The sequence below is a fragment of the Rhodococcus rhodochrous genome (assembly GCF_014854695.1).
Taxonomy (GTDB): Bacteria; Actinomycetota; Actinomycetes; order Mycobacteriales; family Mycobacteriaceae; genus Rhodococcus.
The window spans coordinates 49466-68791 of the sequence record NZ_CP027558.1 but is presented as its reverse complement, the minus strand read 5'-3'; the positions used below and the strand labels follow the sequence as shown (position 1 = coordinate 68791).

Sequence of the window (19326 nt, the reverse complement as noted above, 5' to 3'; positions counted from 1 at the left end):
TCTATCGCAGCCGCACCACGACCTGCTCGTTGTTGCGCGTGTAGGCCAGGTACTCGAAGTTGATGCCGGTGCGTTCGACATATTCCGTCCACGCCCGGAATTCGTGTTCGGGCCATCCCGGGTAGTTGAAGAACTCGTCGAACACAAGCACGGTGCCCGGCACGAGTCGAGCGCCGAGCAGATCGAATACCGTCGTCGTCGACGAGTACAGGTCGGCATCGAGGTGCGCGAAGGCGACGTCGCCGGGATGCGTCTCGAGGAATTCGGGCAGGGTGTCGCCGAACAGTCCGGATACCAGTTCGGTGCCGGGCACCTCGGGTAGGTGCTGTTGGGCGAACTCGCCGGCGGGAAAGCCGCTGCGCCAGGTCTCCGGAAGTCCGGTGAACACGTCGAATCCGAAGATCGGATGGTCGTCTCCCAGCGCCTCGGCGATGATTGACAAGGTGGTGCCCGACGCGACTCCGAACTCAAGGGCCAGGCCGGGTATACGCACCTGTTCGAGAGCGAAACGCAGCGTCTGATGGGGGTGATCGCAGATGGTGGCGGTCGGCATGTTCGCGACGGCGAACGCGGCGGCGGTGTCGGTGGCGGTGCGGTCCATGGCGTAGGTCAGATCGCGGCGTTGGCGTTGTTCGAAGTCGGCGAGACGGTCCTTGAGATCGCTCACCTCGGATCGTGTGTGTTTGAGCTCCTCGAGGACTGCCGCGAGTTGGGCGGTCGTGGTGGTCAATTCGGCGAGCACCCGGTCGTGGTGTCTGTCCTGGAGTTCACAGGAGCGTTGGGCAGAGGCATCGACGACTTCGGCCAGCGCTCGCTGCAGCTTGCCGCGTGCCATCGTTCGCCACCGTCTGCGCATCATGCCTCCAAGATCGTTGCTCGGCAGTGCCCCCGAACGTAGACAGATCACCCTCTGCTCCGCAAACGAGACGATCTTGTACGTAGCCCATGACGGCCAGGGAGCGTAGTCCCGTGCGGGGATCGTTGGGCGCTGAACGATCTCGGCTCGGGTGCTGCGACGGTGATCAATATGCGCCGGGTTCCGGAGCCGACGAGGATCCGGTCGTCGGGGAGTCGTGTTCGCCTCCCGAGGAGTCCCACTCGAGTGGGGAAGTCTTCATCGTCCGGTCAGGGATCGGGCCGACAGGAGTGCGATGCCCGGTGGCCAGCATGGTGAGACTGGTGGCCAGCAGCAGCATCCAGCCGAGGGTGGGGCGCAGCATCTCGAGGTGGGTGCCGAATGCGAAGAAGTGGGCCGAGGACCAGTTCTCGTCGGTGCCGAAGGCATAGACGGCCAGCCAAGCCGGCCAACTACGCAGCACCGAACCGGCCAGTACCACGCTGGCGACCAGCGGCACCAACGTAAGGGAATAAGCCGCGGTGGCGATCGGCGTGAGCAGGCAACTGGCGAGCAAGACGATCCCACTTGCCGTCAACACCGTCAACGGTTGCTCCTCGCGCCGCAGATACAGCAGCACCAGGGCCGCGACCGCGCCGGCGACGATCGTCGCGGCGAGCAGGATCGCCACCACGGTGGGCAGATGCAGATAGTCGGCCACGGCGAACACCGACCGGGATGAGCCGGGGGTGGAATCGAGGGCGGAGAACCCGAACTCGCCGGTACGAATCCACACCGGCACGGCGATCGCGGTGGCGACCGCGGCGGCGAGGAGGGGTTGGACCCAGCGGCGCCGCAGCAGCGGCACGATCAGCAACGCCGCGAAGACCGGCATCAACGCCACGACAGCCCCGAGCGTGATCGCCGCGACCACCTCGCGGTGGCGCACCGCCAGAAGCAGCCAGAGGGTGAGGGCGAGCAGGACGAACGCGCCGAGATCGGCGGTGAGCAGGGTGGAAGTCACCGGACCGCACAGGAACATTCCACCCAGCAGCACCGGCGTCGCCGGCGAGCGCATCGGAAGGTGCAGCACCCGCAGCACCAGGCACCAGGCTGTGAGCAGTGCTGCGACGGAACAGCCCTGCCACCACCACCAGGCCGTCTCGGGTGTCATCACCGCCAGGGGCGCGGTGAGCATTGCGGCACCGGGACTGAGTGCGGCCGGATCGCTGTGCTCGGCGAGGTGAGGGTTGATAAAGGCGAACGAGGCGTCGTACACGGTCAGGAACCGGCCGGAGGGGAACGGCTCCGACAGCGCCCACCAGAGTCGTTGCAGCACGATCAGCACCGCCAGCGGCCACAGCGCGTAGGTGGCCGCCTGAGGCAGCGAGCGGGCGGTGCGAGGTTCGATCGCGCCGAGCAGACGAGGCAGGACGGACATGCCGGTCACGATACGGGCGGGGCGGGGTCGTGCCCGCGGTCGCGGCGGGTTTCTGACGTGGTGGTGTCGGTGTCCTGGTGCCCACTGCTGCGTGCGGGGGATGACGGGAGGATCGGGGGTGTGCTGCGCGGCGCGGCGGGCCTGTCGGTACTGCCGGCGTCGCAGACCGCCGCGCCGGCCGGTGGGGTGCGCCGACCGTAGGCGAGAAGCACGGCTGTCACCGCGACAGCGAAGATGAGGGGATAGGCGCACTGCGCGACGGTGCGCAGCACCGGTTCGGCGGGGGTCATGAAGATGCCGATGGCCACCACTCCGTCCGGATAGGAGCGGTACCACGCCACCAGCGGCAACGCCGCAGCTATGGGGAGAAGATAACCCCACCAGCGGCGTCGGCGCCGCGCTCGGTCCAGGCACAGCACCAGCAGCGGCACCGTCCACACCCAATGATGTCCCCACGAGAACGGGGAGACCATCGGCGCGGTCAGACCACACAGGGTCAGCGCCAGCAACTGTTCACCGTGGCGCTGCGCCAGGGCCGCTGCACTCAGTCCGGCGGCCGCAACCACCGCAGCGCATATCAGCCACAGCCACATCGACGGCTCGTCGGTGTGCAGGGTGCGCGCGAGGATCCCGCGGATCGACTGATTCGCCGGGGACGAGATCAACCCGATCCGGTCCGACCGGATGATCGCGTCGGTGAAGTAGGTCCAGGCATCGGTGAAGATCACCACGAAGCCGACCACGATGGTGGCGGCGAAGGTACCGGCCGCGACGACCGCAGCGCGCCACTGCCGCACCACCGCCAGGTAGACGATGAACAAGGCCGGGGTCAGTTTCAGTCCGGCGGCGACACCCACCCCGATGCCCCGCAACCGGCTGGCCTCGGGCCGGGACAGATCCCACAGCACCAGTACCAGTAGCAGCAGGTTGATCTGCCCGAGCCAGATGCTCATCCGGACCGGTTCGAGCCAGGTACACGCCACCGCCAGCGCGCCGCTGACGATGCGCAGACGCGTGGTGTCCTGATAGCCGAGAGCACGCCAGCTCAACCACACCGTCAGATACAGCAGCACGAAATTCGTCAGGTGCACCGCGATCATCGTGCCCGCAACCGTAAGCATCGACAGCGGCACGAACACCAGTGCCGCGAAGGGTGGGTAGGTGAAGGGCAGCAGATCGAACAACACGAAGTTGTACAGCGGCTCGGAGGTCCGCACCGTCATCCCGCCATGGCGATAAACCACCGCATCGACAGCATTGCCGAACAACCCGTAGTGATCGTGCCAGCCGAGCAACCGATCGTGGGCGAGAAAGGCCAGCGCGGCAACGACCATCGCCCCGGCCGGCCACCAGCGAGGCAGGTGTTCATCTCCTGCCGGTCCGTGCCCGTATTGTCGATGCTGCACTCGGTGTCCTCTCCGCATGATCCGAACCTAGGCCGGTACCGTCCTCGGCTCAGACTCCAACACACCTGCCGAAGCCATGAGCAGTCCCTACCCGGGGTCGTGCTGTCGAAAGCTTCGGACAACCGCAGCGATCCTGGCAGGAGTAGGCGTCCTTGGAGATGCAGAAGGTTGCGTCCTGCTCTTCGTCGCCGGTTGAGAAAGAAAGGCATGCTGACTCGGTCAATTCTGGCTCTCTACGAAACTGATGTGAAACAGATCACCCATTTTCTATGGGGGGAAGGTTATGCATCTGTTGCGGCGGGTAATAGATAAACAGCCCAGGAAACGCCAGGGCGACCCGGACCGGATCGGGCCGGGTCCGAATCGACACGAGGAGAAAACGATGACCGAGATCCTGAGTGCTTTCATCGAGAACTTCAACGTCGTCCTGCAGACCCTGTCGACCGGCAGCGCAGACCTGATCGACACCGTGGTCTGACCGGAGTCCACCGGGAAGATCGGAGGGTTCTTCCCGAAAACTCCACTGCCCCTGAGAAGATCTGCCACGGTGACACAACCGACCCCGTGGCAGATCTTCTTACATCAGTGGCCGCCCGTCGTCACCGCCCGGCCATCAGGAAAACGGTGACCACCTCGTAAAATATCGGCTTTCGTCCGCCCAAGACCACGATGAATACGTGTAAATACGTATGCACAAAGGCGTCGTGTGTTGTCTACGCGACCGGACACGTCATTGTCACGTCTTCCGGAGGATTCACCCGGTGAAATTTTCGATAGCGCAACAACTCGGAGGACACCCGTGATTACGAAGAATTCGGCTTCACTGGCCGCGTGCGGCGTACTGACGACGGTGCTCGTGGCCTGTGGCCCGAGTGACGAGACCGGTTCCCAGTCGCTGCCTGAGACCTCCGCCTCGGCCGGCGCGACGATGACCTCGGAAACCACGCCGCAGAAGAAACAGCCGTGTGGCGATGACGAGGGGCTGCCCGTCGAGGCGTCGGACGGCAGTGTCGAGACCCGACTGGCGGCAGCGGGGGTGAGCGATGCGCTGGTGTGTGAACTCGGTGCCCGCGCCGACGGCGCCGGCTACGGACTCGACGGCCGAGCCACCACATTCGCCCAGCGGCAGGATTTCGCGGTGGTAATGGCACAGACCTGCGCGGAGGTGGCCAGCGGATACCGCAGCTGGGAACAGGTGATCGACGACGACGTCGACCAGGGAGCGCCGCCAACGTCGGCGTCGAGACTGTATAGCTATCTGCGCACCGCCTTCTGCCCCCAGGTGAGCGCCTCCGCAGAGCCCGCACCTGTCGAACGAGCCCTGTCCTCAGGGCCGGTCGACGAGAACGGGATGCGCGGTATCGCCTCGACCCTGTCTTGGTACCAGGGACGCTTCGAACCGGTGCCGCTGTCCAAATGCACCTCTCGGCTGGGGGAGTTCACCTTCGGTCAGGGATACGCCTTCCAGTTTGACGCCGATACCGTGCTGTGCCTCGAGGACTATTCCGATGGGGGTGGCCGGGCCGGGCACGAGTTGTGGAGCGCTGATCTGGTGTTCGCTACAGCGGTGACTGAGGATGTGGCCCTGGATGCCGCCCGGCAACTGCTGCCCGAGGATGCGGTCGAGGACAGCCGAGTGGTGGGCACGAACGCGACCGGACCCCACAGTTGCCTGAGCATCGACTACCACTCGGAACGTCTCGCAGACCATGCCCGGGATGCGGTATCACGACGGACGAACGATCCCGGCTACATCAACGTTCACCTGTATTCCGAGGGTGAATCGGATCTGGGATCGTCGGCACCGTATACCGGCACCGTGCAACTCGCGTCGCTGAACGCTACCCGCAGCAACGACACCGATGATCCGGTGTGTTGAACCCCTAGGGATTGGTGCGCCTTCGCGGAATTGGTTGGGTGAGTCCTGGGCGAGAGCAATCAACCGTTCCCGTAAGGCAGTCGCCGGGTCCCATCCGGCTGGCCCCTGGCAGATGGAGCCATCGGGCCCCATGGCCGTTGATGGTGGTGTCGAATGCGCCGGTGTGGTTCTGTCGGGAAGGGACTCCGCGTAGTCGCTGGCATCGGTCGGGTCCGAAGTAGAGGGCGCATGGTCGGCGGCGTTGGAAGCACATCCCTGCGGTGGTCAACGGATCGGTCGACGACACCGGCATCAGATCGAGATGGAAGACCACCACAAGTCGCTGAAACACGCTGTTCTGCAGCCTGATTCGCTTCTGTGTCGGTCTGGAACGGCCGTATCGTGCATCGTGGAGTGGACATGTGACCATGAGGAGAACGATGTCGATACATGACTGTGACGGCTGGGTCAGATCCCTGCGGGGGCACCATGTGACCTTCACCGGAAGGGTGAGGATCAACGGGATCCACCACACCAAAAAAGAGTGCAGAACTTTGGCACTCGGCCGCGGTGCGGACGCCGTCGTGCAGGACTTCTCCCACTCGCTGACTCTGCTCGTATACGGCGAGCTGAACGCGAATGTCGTGGCCGACCCAGATCAGGTCTACAGCCGAAAGCTGCTCGCAGTCCAAGAAGCCCGGGCTCTGCGTCACCCGCACGTGCATGTGGTCGACTCCGCCGGATTCGCCAACCTGCTCAAGAGGAAGCCGGCACCCTGCCGACGTCTCGGCTCATCGAAGGGGACCACTGTCGTCCTGCCTGCACCCGGTAACGGCGTGTTCGGTGGTCCGCTGGTGGTTCATCGCGGGTCCACCCACCCTGCGACGATCTTGAAGGAGGACCTCGACAAACTCGACGCCGGTACCGTCGCCCACCAAGACACGGTGAAAAAGCTCCAAGAGCATCTGACGAGCCACGGCATTCTCGCCCTGCGTCCGGCTCCAGGCGCACCGGCCTTCGACATCGGCTGGACCAAGGAAAAGACGCTCTACGTGGGAGAAGTCAAGAGCCTGGGCGGCGTCAAGCAGGACCAGCAGATTCGTCTCGGGTTGGGGCAAGTCCTGGACTATACCCATCGACTGGCCAGCACAGCCAAGGTGAAACCGGTCCTGATTCTCGAAAAGCGCCCAAAGAACTACGACCACTGGGAAAGCCTGGCCCGGTCGCTACGCGTTGTGCTGACCTACGGCCCGTCCTTCCCCGAGGTGTAGGACAGGGGCGCGGCTACTGCACTCTCATCTCCCTCCAGTAGATGCCCTATCTTGCCGGTCACTTCTCGTTCCAACCATCCGCACTCGGCAGTGCCCAGCGTTGACCGGCAGCAGCCCACATCGGCGCAGCGCAGCGAGAGTATCCGCACTTACGCATGATGTAGGAGCACCGGGGCGGGCAGGCCTGCATCCGTACCCCTGGGTATTCGATCAGCGCATGGAGTTCTCGCGCCGTTGCATTCCCGAGTGCTTGGAGACCGATAAGGGTCCAGATTGTCCACTCCGGCATGCTCGTACGCTTCTCTCGCTCGGGTGATGCTGTCGCCCACTGGTGACATGCTCGTCGGTATGGACGCACACACACGAGCACCCCGGGTCCACCTGTGCCGGTTGTCGCCTCGCCGAGATGCTCTCGATTCGTACTTCGCACTCGACCACATCGCTGACGCTGCCCATCCGCTCTGGGAGATGCCGGCGCAGTACGAGTCCGGCGACACGGTCATCATCGTTGTGCCCGCTCGCGAGCCGATGATCCTCAACATCGAGACTCTGACGTCGAGTTCGGCCGACCGCGGATGCGACACCGAAGACAGCGCCGGTGCCGAGACGGACGGCATCTCGGTGCCCGCCATCGAACAGCGCATGGGCGAGCCGATGCCGACCGCACCGGCCACCCTCGATCCGGACTATGCACAACGGTGGATGGCTGCTTACGATGCCGAACGCAGCGAACCGACGCCGTGGCAGCTTCGTGACACCACCGGCTGCGCCGCTACCCGCCTCCAGCACGATGACACGGGTGTGGACATCGTCGGAGCCGCGCAGTGCCTGTGCTGCGATACCGGCCCTTCTGCCGCAGTCTCAGGGCACGAGTCACCGAGTGTTCTCGAGGTGCACCTCTGCAACGACGAGGATGCCGCAGATATGGGAATGTTCCCGCGGCCGGGTCTGGCGGTGCGGGTCTGCGCTCGGTGCCATGCGCAGCTGCACGAGCCGTACGGGCCGACCGTGATGGACATCCTGTTCGTCCAGCGCCCACCGTGTCCGGAATGCAGCCGTCATCAGGCGCTTCGGTTGATGTGGGGGATGCCGCCCACGCCGCCGCCTCCGGGCACGATCGCAGCCGGATGCACCCCTGGCGACGACGGTGCGCTGCCGGATTACCGGTGCCGGCACTGTGGCCACACCTGGTCCGTCGGGCCGGAACCGCAGCACCTCGAGGAGCACTGGTCCGAAATGGCCGGCTGGCTGGTCGAGTCAATGACGGACAAGCCGGTGGGTTTCGTTCTCGACCTCGGACCACGCGACTACAGCGACGGGGGTGAGGACGAGCAGGTGGTGTGCGCGCAGATCCAGGTACTCGACAACGACGTGATGTTGTTGCGCCGCTCGACCGTCGAGCTCGGACACCTGTTGCTCGCCGACTACTCGACCGCCGGCGTCGTGCTCGATCGCTGGTATTTCGACAACCACTTCGACGACTGCACCGACGGCTATTTCTTCAGCCGCGATCTGGACCTGATCGCCACGACCTGCGTGGCGTGGTTCCGCGACAACTGGGGCATCGCATCGGTCGACGACATCGGCTGTTCGTACCGCTTCGCCGATACCTTGCTACCTCCTCCCGACCTCCGCGGGACCGACGACGACCGCGGCGACAAATTCTTCACCGAACCGCACTGAATCGGACGGGCGAACACAGATCCCAAGCTCACTTCTGGTTGTTCGCGCAGGATGCCGGCGACTTACGAACGGAAGACTACGCGGGCTTTCGGCGGCTCGGTCCACGTCACCACCCCGAACACCGGTGCCTCTGAGATCTTCCTGTCATGGCGTTACTCACCGATGGGCCGATGAGTTACGGCGAGAAAAGCCCACCCTGAGGATTCACCAGAGGCGTCAGGGCGGGCGCCGTTCGAGCCGACACATACGCCGCTCATTGCCGTCGAGCACGGACCCGTGTCGGCTTTCGCCCGGACGACTCTTCGCCGCCTGTACCGACTTCCGGGGACCCTGCCGTGCCGTCCGTCCCGGCCCTGTCAGCCGAGGCCCTCACGAAGGTGGCAGGGACCGTCTCGCGGTCACGGTCCGAGTCGACGCGGCGCAACTACGCCGCCGATTGGGCCCGCTTCACCGCTTGGCGCCGGCAGGAAGGGCATGCGGCGTTGCCGGCGCATCCGCTCACCGTCGCCGCCTACCTCCTCGATGCCGCCGCGACGGTGACGGAGGCGGGGAGCGGGCCTACTCCCCGGCCACGCTGGCCCGCTGGGTCGCCGGGATCGGCTTCCACCATCGCCGCGCCGGCCATCCCGCCCCCGGGACGGATGAGCTGGTCACCACGACCCTGTCCGGGATCCGCCGCGACTACTCCGCGGCAGGGGAGCGGCCCCGCAGTCCGCGAGCGCCGCTGTTCACCGCCGACATCCTCACCATCGTCGACAAGATGCGAGCGGACAGCACCGGCTGGGCCGACGAGGTCCTCGAACGCCGCGACAGTGCGATCCTGCTGCTCGGCTTCGCGGGAGCGTTCCGCCGCAGCGAACTCGTCGCGCTCACCTGCAACGACGTGTCCCTGCACCGGCTCGACGGTTTGCACATCCGCCTCCGGAAATCGAAGACCGATCAGGAAGGACGAGGCACGGTGCGGGTGCTGCCGTTCATACACAACCACACCAGTTGCCCGCCGTGTGCGTGGATGCGGTGGGCGCAGATCGTCTCCGCCTCCGACGCTGGAGGCCGCCCCGCCGTCATCCGCCTGCTCCGCACCGCCGAGCCGTTCGAAGCGCATGTGTGCCGCGGTGTGCGGCCGCGCATGGTCCCGTCATCACCGTGGCTGCGATCGATCCGGAAGAACGGCAATCTCTCGGACACCGCCCTGTCGGGGGTGGCGGTGCACAAGGCCATCCGTCGCCGCGCCACCCGGGCCGGCTACGACCCGGAGATCGTCGCACAGCTCGGTGGGCATTCGCTGCGGGCCGGGTTCGTCACCCAGGCCTTCCGCAACGGCGCGTCCGCGCACACGATCATGCGCCAGACCGGGCACAGCACCCCCGCCATGCTGGAGGCCTACGCCCGCGAACACGCCCCGCTCATCGGGAACGCTGTCACGAATCTCGGGTTGTGACCGCGATGACCAGCACCGCACGAGAAGGCATCCGCCGCAACGAGGTTCACGATGCCGACCTCGGCCTGCGCATCCCGGCCCGCTACCGGCACGACTGGGCGCTGTTCGCCGACTGGTGCGCCGCCGCCGACCACCGGCCCATCCCTGCCACCCCGGAGACCCTCGCGCTGTTCCTGCACGAGCACCCCGCCGCGGTCGCGACGCAGCGGCGCCGCCTGTCGGCGATCAACGCCGTCCACACCCGCCACGGCTACCCGCCGCCGGGGCGGACCGAGACGGTGCGGCGGCACCTCGACACCGCCCGCGCCGAACGCTTCGATCGGCTGTCTCGGCTTCTGCTGCGGCGGGCGGGCGAGCTACCCACCACCGGGTGGCCGAGCGGACTGTTCGGCCGCCGCGACGCCCTGGTGCTGGTTCTCGCCGGCACCGGCATGAACTTCAGCGACATCACCCGGCTGCGCCGCCGCGATATCCGCCTCAACGGCGACACTTTGGTGATCACGACCCGGGCCGGCGAACGCTTCCGCCTTGCACCGGATCCCGAGAGCGGGGACAACCCGGCCGCCACGATCTATCAGCGGTGGGCGGAGATCCAGGCGTTCCTCGACCAGTTCCCCGGCACGCACTTGCTGCGCCATCACCTCACCGACCCCACCGAGATCATCACGGGTCCACTCGACGCGGAACAGGCCCGGCTGTCAGCGGTCATGTAATTCCCCAGGTTGAGGGGTCGACCCGTCACGTAATTCCTCACCCGGCCGTCACGTAATTCCCCACCTTTGGGGCGTGTCGGCCGGGGTGTGGGTGCTGCTGCAGGTTCGCTTCTTCCCAAGGTCCACCGAGGGCCTGGGAAGGGGCCCGACGGTGGCAAGGAGAACGTGGACCATGACCGATCTGATGGAGTTGTTCCGGCATTGGCATGCCGGCCGCTCCCAGGTGCAGATCTCGACAGCCCTGGGACTCGACCGCAAAACCATCCGCAAGTACTTGGCGCCGGCGCTGGCGGCGGGGTTGAGCCCGGGCGACGGCGGGAAGTTCGACGAGAACCTGTGGCGCGAGTTGATCACGTCCTGGTTCCCGGAAGTGGTGGACCCGACGGCGCGGGCGGTGACCTGGCCGGCGATCGCCGCCCACCACACCTGGATCGAGGGCCAACTCGACGAGTCGGTGACCGTGGCGACGATCGCTCAACGCCTGCGCGACGATCGCGGTGTTCCCGTTTCGGAATCGACCGTGCGGCGGTATATCGCAACACGATTCGCCGATCGTGTCGCGGCGTCGAAGGCCACGTTTCCTCGCGGCCCGGTCCCGCCGGGCGACGAGGGTCAGGTCGACTACGGCAAGCTGGGGATGTGGCGCGATCCGGCGACGGATCGGCGGGTGGCGGTATGGGCGTTCGCGGTGATTCTGGCGTGTTCACGGATGCTGTTCGTCCAACCGTTGCTGCGGATGGATCAAACCTCATGGTGCGCCTCGCATGTGGCCGCGTTCGAGTTCTTCGGTGGCGTCCCGGCGCGGATGGTGTGCGACAACCTCAAAACCGGGGTGGACCGTCCCGATCTCTACGATCCGCAGATCAACCGGGCCTATGCCGAACTCGCCGACTTCTATCAGGTGCTCATCGATCCGGCCAGGGCCGGCAAACCCAAGGACAAACCACGCATCGAACGCCCGATGCCCTATATCCGGGACTCGTTCTTCCGAGGCCGCGAGTTCACCTCGCTGACGCAGATGCAGGACGCCGCACTGGCATGGTGCACCGACGTCTACGGCCGGCACCAGCATCGCGGTCTCGGTGGTGCGCACCCGGCGGTGGTGTTCGATGCCGTCGAAAAGCACACCCTGACGCCGTTGCCGCCCAGGAGGTTCGAGCCGGTGGTCTATTCCACCGGCAAGCTGGCCCCGGACTGTCACGTCAAGGCCGGCAAGGCGTTGTATTCGGCGCCGTGGCAGCTGATCGGCCGACGATTGCTGGTGCGCACCGCGGGGGATGTGGTGCAGATCTTCCACGACGAGCAGGTCGTGGCCACCCATGTGCGCCGCCTGTCCGGGAGAGCGACCAATCCCGAGCATTATCCGCCGGAGAAGACCGCGTTCACGTTGCAGACGGTGGTGTGGTGCCGGGTCCAGGCCGAGCAGATCGGGCCCGGCGCGGTCGCGATCGTCGACGAGTTGTCCCAGGTCAACGCGATCCATCGACTGCGGTCGATCCAGGGCATCATCCGGCTGCGGTCGGGCTATGACGACGCCCGCATCGATGCGGCCTGCGCCCGCGCTCTCGAGATCGGTGATCCGCGTTATCGCACCGTCAAGGGCATCCTCGTCGCCGGCACCGAACACGACGACCGCGCCGAGGCCGACGCCGGGATCACTGCACCAGCGTTGTTGCGCGGGCCAGCCGCATTCGACACCGAACGATCCGCCTGATCCGTTCACCTCGCCAGAAAGATTGAACTGCAAATACTTTCACTAGATGCTGTGAGGACACCTGCCATGACCATCCATGATCCCAGCCTGCGGGCTGCGTTGAAAACCTTGAAGCTGACCGGCATGCTCGACACCCTCGACGCGCGCCTGGCGCAAACCCGCGACGGGCAACTCGGGCACCTCGAGTTCCTGCAGGTGCTCTGCGAGGACGAGATCGCCCGCCGCGAAACCGCTGCCTTGGCCCGGCGGGTGCGCCGGGCCAAGTTCGAGCAGCAAGCGACCTTCGAGGACTTCGACTTCACCGCCAACCCGAAGCTCCCGGCCGCGATGCTGCGGGACCTCGCGGCCCTGCGGTGGCTCGACGCGGGCGAGTCGGTGATCCTCTACGGACCCGTCGGCGTCGGCAAAACACATGTGGCACAAGCACTAGGGCATCATGTGGCCCGACGCGGTGGGGACGTTCGGTTCGTCAAGTGTTCCCGGATGCTCGCCGATCTGGCCGGTGGACACGCCGACCGCACCATCGGTCAACGGATGCGCGAGTACACCCGGCCGCTGGTGTTGATCATCGACGACTTCGGGATGCGCGAGCACACCACCACCCAGTCCGATGATCTCTACGATCTGGTGTCCGATCGGGCGATCGCCGGCAAGCCGTTGGTTCTGACGAGCAACAGGGCCCCGAAGGACTGGTATCCGCTGTTCCCGAATCCGGTCGTGGCCGAGTCCCTGCTCGATCGGTTGATCAACACCAGCCACCAGATCCTGATGGACGGCCCGTCCTACCGGCCACGCAAACGCCCCGGAAACCGCACCGCGGCCGCGAACTGAACCAACCCGGGCACCGGCCCGGCTACCCTCGACTCAGCACACCCGGACATGGGGAATTCCATGACGGAAACCCCTGGGGAATTACGCGACGGTCGACACCCGGCAACCGTTGCTGTGTCCGATCGACCGCTGGGGGCACCTCCCGCACGCGCAATCGATGACCTCACAGTCGGTGTCGATGCTGGTGCGAGTGCACCTGTCCGGCCGTGCCCCGATACGGAAGACACTACCCATCACGCAGGGGGAAGAGACCGAAGCCTGCGTTGAGCCGGAACTTGAGCTTGACCCGTCTTATTACGAACGTGGTACCGCGGCCCGCCTACGCAACCACGAGAGCCTCAGCGGCCTTGACGACGCCTTCGACGAGATCGAACAACGCGCCGATGCGCTGCTTGACGACTTGATGAGGGTGCTGAAGGGGCTACAGAATCCGGCAATAAACACAGAAAAAAACCCCGGCGGCATCATGGTTTAGACCAAGAGGGGCGCAGTGCCGGGGAGTGCATCTGCAAGAGTACGGGACTAGGGATGCTGTTGTCCAATCTTCAACGCTAAAGACCTTAGGGTAGAGCGATGCACAGCGCGTATTGCTGCGTGGGGAACACGCTGCCATTAGACCCGATACTGGATTCGGCGCTCTCACCTGGGCGTATGCAGACGTACCTGAATGCAGCAGCGGGCGATCCACATATGGCTCGGAAGCTCTACGTTTGGAACCGGGATCTATCCATGGCGATCCTCTCTGACATTGCCATACTTGAAGTATCTATGCGCAACGCAATGGATGCTCAACTTGTCAAGAAGTGGGGTCCTCGATGGTACGAGAGCGGTCCCACGTTCGACCAGAGGACGATGGGACAGCTGGCAACAGCATGGGACCGCATTCCTAAGGGGAAACGAAAAGATAAGAGCGATGCCTCGCTCCCTGGTCGGCTCGTTGCCAACTGTATGTTCGGGTTCTGGACCAATCTTCTGGATGAAGGGGGACCAGTCGGACGCGGGCCACGGGATGAGAAGGCTGATTACGACGCATTGTGGATGGTCTTGCGCGGCGGATTCAAAGGAGCTCGAGCCGAGGCGAAAGCTGCGGGAGTAAAGTACCGCCGAGAATGGATGCATAGCGTAGTCAAGACCGTTAACGACTTGAGGAATCGGGCCGCTCATCACGAACCGTTAATCAACGGATTTCCGTTAAGCGGCCAGCAGCGTCGCCTCAGTGCGCAACAGGGGTACGAAGCATGTCTCCGGTTAGGCCGGATGCTTGACTCAAACCTTGCAGCATGGCTGGATTCGAACTCCACGGTGCCCCATCTACTAATTTCCAGGCCAGACAAGACACAGGTTGTGGCTACTCGCTGCTCAGTCTCTCCGCACTTCTTAGCAGTGGGGTATCCCGACTATTAACTGAGAAGTTGGAAGCGGGTATGAGCCATTCGTGCGTATGGATCGTGGCTCGCAGGACACCCGGCGGTTCGATCGGATGGCCACGGTCTGCCAGCCCTGACAGCGGGATGCGGACCACTGCCGACGACAAGGCCTCGGGGTTCACCGTCGCCGCCCACGAACCGCTGGCGCCGATGTCGAGCAGCCCGTATCCGGTGCTGATCAGTGAGCCAGGGAGGACGGAAGGAATACCGGGTCAGTAGAGAGCTCGCTCGTAATCGTCAAGAGCAATGGCAAGTGCCGTCCCGAGGCTTTGCAGCTTCTTGAACAAATGCAGAGCGAACCAGATCAGCTGAGTGTCCGCCGGACTGTAAGAGAGATCGCCGCTGGTGACATCGCGGTCAAAGGCCAAAGCGTCAAGAGCGATACCGATGTCGAGGTGACGCCCGTCCGGGGCATTGCTGAGGGCCTTCGTCGCCGCCTTGCCTTCGAGATCGACCCAAGACGACGTCGCAGCAAGAATCCCGCCGAGGATCGGTTTCGAGTCGGGGTCCTGGGGTGCATAGGTACCGCCGGCATGCCGGATCTCGGCAGAAGTACGGTGCAGGGCACGTACGCTCGCCGCTTTCTTTCCGGCGTAGTAGACGTAGTCTTTGTCGATTCGGGGCTTGACCTCAAAAACTGCATAAATGCTCTCCGCTGGCACTACCAGAACGCCGGTGGGTGAAGAGAAAAAAAGGGGCGCATATTGACAGTCGTAAACAGCAAGGTCGATCTGCTCGCTTTGCTGACCGTGGCAGTCCACAGCAAATATGGGGCCGACACCATAGCGTCGAGGTAGGAATTCCTGGAGCATTGCGCACCAGTTCGCCTCGACGGCATCCCCTTTGGCGGTCGGATGGTCGAAGAATCCTGAGGGAAGATTCAGTTTCGCAAGGAGCTCTTCCTGCTTGCGAAGATAAGCCTTCTGAAGGTCGAACCTGTTGGTCATAACAGTCCTTGTCACGATGATCAGCGGTACGGTTCTACGGCAAAACGTCGAGGGACGCGGCGGTGATTGTGATCCGACTAAATCTGGCGCGTCCGCCGATACGAACGTGTGCAGTGGTGCCCAATCTATCGGGGTCAACGGCGACGACCAACAGTGCGATCGGAGAGGTGAGTTGTTGGGCCACGCTGCGTAGGCTTGCGAGGTCGAGCAAGCTCGGTGGTTGGGGCCGCGGATGGGTGTGCCACTCGCCGATATAGCCGAGATGCGGATCATCGTGCTCGGCCAGGTAGGCGTCGAGATGTTTCTGCGCGGCGCTGTGGATGCGTTGGTAGGTGTGGGACTCGGCTCGGCCGTCCGCTACCTCGACTATGTCGACGATATGGACGGTGGCGTCGTGTCGCCAGCCTATAAGGATGCCGCCGGTTTCGAAGGGAAGCGAGGCCCATGCAGCTTTCTCGGCTGATGCCAGCGCAGCCTGTGTGATGGTGACCTGCTGCGCACGTTTTACGGTCCGATGGCGACTAGTCACCGGGATGTCCGTGATAGCTGTGGGCTTCGCCAGCCGGATGCACGGGGCTTCCGGTCAGCAACCCGATTGCGTGACGAACTGTGAGAGCTGCTGCCTGAGTAACGGCGAACGTTGGGGTTTGGGACACAGGGCTGCCACACCCGCCCTCGTAGACAGATTCTGTGGCAGCCGACTGCCTCTGCTCGGACACGTCGGGTAAGGCTTTCCCGCGCAGGGGCGGGATTACGTCCACCCGCACTACTAGGCCGTCATCTTGCAGGCATGCAGATAGAAAGCGAGATGTGAGCGCCCGTGCACCGGCGGTAAGCATCTCGGTCACGCTCGCGTCGGCGGTGGCATCGATGACGAGGTCGAACTGTGCGAACAGTCCTGGTACGTCATCGGGCTCGGTAAAAGGTTCCGGGATGGCGGAGATGGTGGTTCCACAATAGGGACGCTGCTGAAGAGTTCCTCGGACGGCAGTCGCCTTGTTGAGGCCGATATGCTCACCTCCGACGAGGTGGCGAATGAGATTGCCCGGTCGGACGATATCCGCATCGCGGATGGTGAGGTGGCCGACACCTGCTCGGACCAGCAGGTCGCAGATGAAGGAACCGAGTGCTCCGGCTCCGATGACACAGGCACTCTTCCCTGTAAGTACTTCAGCAGTGCGACCGGCACGAAGTCGGAGTGCGCCCTGGGCCGTGGAGGCACTGGGATAGGAACGCAGCAGTATCCCTGTCCGCGTCATGGTGGTTTGCACGGCCAACACCGCTGGCGTGCCGTTCCGGGCGTATCGAAGCAGCAACATGCTAATACGCCGCTCTCGTATGGCCCGTTCGACGCCGCGGATCACGTCTTCGGCAACGAGCTCGGTGATGTGTTCCCACGTCGAAGGCGGCTTCGCCGGTTCACCGAGATCCAACACGAACCCAAAAAGGCGGTTCCTGTGTTTTTGCCTGTATGGGACGCTGCCTGGTCCAAGCACTTCGACGATGTGCGGTCTGACCCTCAGCCGGATGTAGCTGCCTACGAGCGGACTAAGGTCACTGTAAACGACGAGTCGGTGATCGTCGACGGAGTCGAAATATCGCTCTAGGTCCAGGTCGGGGCTGTCCTCCGTCCATCCGGTCAGGGTCTGTTCGAACCAGCGATTCACCAGATTCAGGAAATCATCCACATCGAGCCAGGGCAGTCCATCACGGTCCCCTTCTGCATACAGGCACATCGACCCGTCACGTTCACGATGCCAGGAACGGGGGACCGAGCCCTCGGGAACGACCCGGGGAGGGTAGAAGGGAAAACTTCGACCAACCTCAATGCGCACCGGGTGCAGGACGTCCATCACAGAGACAGAACCATGCAAGACTGCCCCCTGACCTTTGGAGGTTCCGCTGAACCCACGTTGCTCCAATCGATCGATGAAGTCAGCGCAGACGCTCATGCGCACCAGATCCCAGTCGCTCATCCGAACCGACGGTCTCCCGCAGGGATGCGCCGTTCGCCGGGAGCGATGAGAGATGCGGTCGCCTTCTTCGAGCCGTCGTCATTGCAGTCCGCCGGCAGTGGGAAGACGTAGTCGTAGTCATCGTTACCGCCTAGCAACGACCGGAACTTCACCGCGGCCTCACAACGATCCTCACCGTCGTAAGCTGCCCGAGCCTTCTCCGCTGCTGCGGCGAACTTCTCGCTCGCCTCCTCCCACTGCAGATCCGTAGCGCGAAACGTGAGAGTCTGGCCGGGCAAAGTCGGATCGGGTAGAGCAGCGCCCCAGCTCACCTTGTCGGAGAGATACTGGGCGAGGGCTTCCAATCCCGTGACGTAACAGAGTGTCTGGTTGGTCGAGTCCACGACGCCCCGCAGGCACGCATCGTAGAACGCCATCTCCACGAATAATCCGCCGGGACGGCTTTTCAAGATCGTCCGACGGGTTTGCCGCAGCAACTTCACGGTAGGGACGTAGAGTTCGGTGAGCTGCTCGTTCATGGCGTTGGTGAGGCTGGTGAGTTCATCGGGGTTGGTTTGCTGCCAGTCCTGCTCGTTCCGCTCCGGTATCTCCCAGGTGCCATCCCCCCGCTTCCGTGCGGGGACTGCATCGACGTAGAGGCCGTCGAACTCCGGGAAAGCCACCTGCAGGGAACGGGCTTGCCGTCTGACCCGCCGCTTCCCGGCACCGTCGGTCCCGTAGCGATCATCGAGCACAGTGAAGAAGCGATCGAGGACCTCAGAAGGCTCGACATCTACGGAAATGTCGTCCATCCTGCAGAACACATCGACGTCATAGACGCGCTGGATCGCAACCCGTCGCTTGTAGGATCCAATGAGAATGGGTGACAGGCCCCACTCCTTGAGCGACTCGGCACTGGTGAGAACGCCTCGCACGTCCTCGTGTGCTTTCGGGGCATTGTTGCGGTCCGCCTCCGAGGGCTGGATACGCCGCAGCGCTGTGTCGAAGTTGCTGGTCAATACGGCCATCATCCCTCATTTCCGCATTCGGTCATAACGAACATAAGTCAGGGGTCTGACACAACACTTGAGAAATCGCTGCGATGGATCATGGATACCCCGATTACCCATCAAGATCATGCTGAGAAGGCCGTCTACGGTTCGGAGGTGGTCGTCGCCGAGCTGGCAACGACGAGTGCCGCGGTCGGCTGTCACGTCCCAAGCCACCCGATAGAGCGCCTATCGGCAGGGGAGGGGAGATGCACGCTTGGCATGCATCCCACGCATTGCGTGCATTGAGTGCATTGCAAGCATGGCGTGCACTGCCGTTTCGCGGGTGGGCAGGGGATCCTCGCTGGGGTGCCTCACCTAAGGGTGATCGCCTCCATGCAGGCATCCCCGCCGCACGGGGTACGGCGGGGATGTCGGATCCATTGTGACAGGGCGTCCCTCGGACTCCGATGACCACAGTGCTCGCAGCCGGCAGCATCAACGCGGATTCAGCGGCCACCTTCTCCGTGGCCTTGGGCAACCTCGCGCCGTGCCCACCTGCGGTGCGGCATGGTGGGCACGCCCGCGTTCGGTCGAACCGGCGAGCTGACGATCATCGGTGCGAGGTGGCGGACTCTGCGTCTCGCTCGACCTCCACATACGGGTGCGGACGGCGTAGGCACGGCCGTCGGCGGCGGGGTAGCCGGCCGGCTTGACCGCGTGGCCGGCCTCCTTGGAGTCCTCCCTGAGATGTGCGTGCACGCAGTGCATGCATCGCAACTACTGCAAGCATTGAGTGCCTCGCTGGCGATACG

13 protein-coding genes and 2 pseudogenes are annotated in these 19326 nt (G+C 64.1%); 8 read left to right on the top strand and 7 right to left on the bottom strand.

The window, feature by feature from the left end:
• Nucleotide 1: 1 nt before the first annotated feature.
• From C6Y44_RS25280 to C6Y44_RS25270, 3 genes are all read right to left on the bottom strand, one after another.
• The gene (locus tag C6Y44_RS25280; protein ID WP_033098618.1) at nt 2–856 is read right to left on the bottom strand and encodes a class I SAM-dependent methyltransferase; all 855 of its coding nucleotides are present in this window, start codon (nt 854–856) and stop codon (nt 2–4) included.
• A 166-nt stretch (nt 857–1022) separates the two neighbouring features.
• The gene (locus C6Y44_RS25275; protein ID WP_192379010.1) at nt 1023–2276 is read right to left on the bottom strand and encodes a glycosyltransferase family 87 protein; all 1254 of its coding nucleotides are present in this window, start codon (nt 2274–2276) and stop codon (nt 1023–1025) included.
• 5 nt (nt 2277–2281) lie between these two features.
• Entirely contained in the window at nt 2282–3682 is a 1401-nt protein-coding gene (locus tag C6Y44_RS25270; protein WP_225623879.1) for a glycosyltransferase 87 family protein, read from the bottom strand.
• 799 nt (nt 3683–4481) lie between these two features.
• Here C6Y44_RS25270 and C6Y44_RS25265 point away from each other — a divergent pair.
• The 8 genes and pseudogenes from C6Y44_RS25265 to C6Y44_RS25230 all read left to right on the top strand — a co-directional run bounded on the left by C6Y44_RS25265 (nt 4482) and on the right by C6Y44_RS25230 (nt 13668).
• Nucleotides 4482–5561: a hypothetical protein gene (locus tag C6Y44_RS25265; protein WP_033098610.1), complete on the top strand. Its 1080-nt coding sequence runs from the start codon at nt 4482–4484 to the stop codon at nt 5559–5561.
• 470 nt (nt 5562–6031) lie between these two features.
• Nucleotides 6032–6811 (top strand): hypothetical protein, encoded by a 780-nt coding sequence (locus C6Y44_RS25260; RefSeq protein ID WP_157127016.1) that lies wholly within the window; start codon nt 6032–6034, stop codon nt 6809–6811.
• Between the two features lie 348 nt (nt 6812–7159).
• Nucleotides 7160–8494, top strand: coding sequence for a hypothetical protein (locus tag C6Y44_RS28425; RefSeq protein ID WP_318653687.1), 1335 nt, complete (start codon nt 7160–7162; stop codon nt 8492–8494).
• 353 nt (nt 8495–8847) lie between these two features.
• Nucleotides 8848–9935: pseudogene (locus tag C6Y44_RS25250) on the top strand (site-specific integrase).
• 5 nt (nt 9936–9940) lie between these two features.
• Nucleotides 9941–10630: pseudogene (locus tag C6Y44_RS25245) on the top strand (hypothetical protein); the annotation flags it as partial.
• Between the two features lie 190 nt (nt 10631–10820).
• Nucleotides 10821–12362 carry an IS21 family transposase gene (gene istA, locus C6Y44_RS25240; RefSeq protein ID WP_192379009.1) on the top strand — a complete coding sequence of 514 codons (1542 nt, stop codon included), beginning with the start codon at nt 10821–10823 and terminating at the stop codon, nt 12360–12362.
• Nucleotides 12363–12428: 66 nt separating this feature from the next.
• The gene (gene istB, locus C6Y44_RS25235) at nt 12429–13193 is read left to right on the top strand and encodes an IS21-like element helper ATPase IstB (protein WP_192379008.1); all 765 of its coding nucleotides are present in this window, start codon (nt 12429–12431) and stop codon (nt 13191–13193) included.
• Nucleotides 13194–13350: 157 nt separating this feature from the next.
• The gene (locus tag C6Y44_RS25230; protein ID WP_192379007.1) at nt 13351–13668 is read left to right on the top strand and encodes a hypothetical protein; all 318 of its coding nucleotides are present in this window, start codon (nt 13351–13353) and stop codon (nt 13666–13668) included.
• 1164 nt (nt 13669–14832) lie between these two features.
• On the opposite strand, the gene C6Y44_RS25225 is transcribed toward C6Y44_RS25230, so the two are convergent.
• Genes C6Y44_RS25225 through C6Y44_RS25210 form a run of 4 tightly spaced genes read right to left on the bottom strand, consistent with a single transcriptional unit; the run spans nt 14833 to nt 18550 of the window.
• The gene (locus tag C6Y44_RS25225) at nt 14833–15567 is read right to left on the bottom strand and encodes a DUF6602 domain-containing protein (RefSeq protein WP_192379006.1); all 735 of its coding nucleotides are present in this window, start codon (nt 15565–15567) and stop codon (nt 14833–14835) included.
• 34 nt (nt 15568–15601) lie between these two features.
• Complete coding sequence (locus C6Y44_RS25220; protein WP_192379005.1) at nt 15602–16096, bottom strand: Mov34/MPN/PAD-1 family protein; 495 nt, start codon at nt 16094–16096, stop codon at nt 15602–15604.
• Nucleotides 16089–17543 carry a HesA/MoeB/ThiF family protein gene (locus C6Y44_RS25215; RefSeq protein ID WP_192379004.1) on the bottom strand — a complete coding sequence of 485 codons (1455 nt, stop codon included), beginning with the start codon at nt 17541–17543 and terminating at the stop codon, nt 16089–16091. Before C6Y44_RS25215 ends, C6Y44_RS25220 begins: the two co-directional genes overlap by 8 nt.
• A complete protein-coding gene (locus tag C6Y44_RS25210; RefSeq protein WP_192379079.1) occupies nt 17540–18550 on the bottom strand; it encodes an SMODS domain-containing nucleotidyltransferase in 1011 nt (336 codons plus the stop codon). Before C6Y44_RS25210 ends, C6Y44_RS25215 begins: the two co-directional genes overlap by 4 nt.
• Nucleotides 18551–19326 lie beyond the last annotated feature (776 nt).

Excerpts from the sequence above, each read along its gene's own strand:
- C6Y44_RS28425 (WP_318653687.1), top strand. The coding sequence starts at position 7,160 with ATGGACGCACACACACGAGCACCCCGGGTCCACCTGTGCCGGTTGTCG.
- C6Y44_RS25230 (WP_192379007.1), top strand. The coding sequence starts at position 13,351 with ATGACCTCACAGTCGGTGTCGATGCTGGTGCGAGTGCACCTGTCCGGC.
- istB (WP_192379008.1), top strand. The coding sequence starts at position 12,429 with ATGACCATCCATGATCCCAGCCTGCGGGCTGCGTTGAAAACCTTGAAG.
- C6Y44_RS25215 (WP_192379004.1), bottom strand. The coding sequence starts at position 17,543 with ATGAGCGACTGGGATCTGGTGCGCATGAGCGTCTGCGCTGACTTCATC.
- C6Y44_RS25280 (WP_033098618.1), bottom strand. The coding sequence starts at position 856 with ATGCGCAGACGGTGGCGAACGATGGCACGCGGCAAGCTGCAGCGAGCG.
- C6Y44_RS25225 (WP_192379006.1), bottom strand. The coding sequence starts at position 15,567 with ATGACCAACAGGTTCGACCTTCAGAAGGCTTATCTTCGCAAGCAGGAA.
- C6Y44_RS25275 (WP_192379010.1), bottom strand. The coding sequence starts at position 2,276 with ATGTCCGTCCTGCCTCGTCTGCTCGGCGCGATCGAACCTCGCACCGCC.
- C6Y44_RS25210 (WP_192379079.1), bottom strand. The coding sequence starts at position 18,550 with ATGGCCGTATTGACCAGCAACTTCGACACAGCGCTGCGGCGTATCCAG.
- istA (WP_192379009.1), top strand. The coding sequence starts at position 10,821 with ATGACCGATCTGATGGAGTTGTTCCGGCATTGGCATGCCGGCCGCTCC.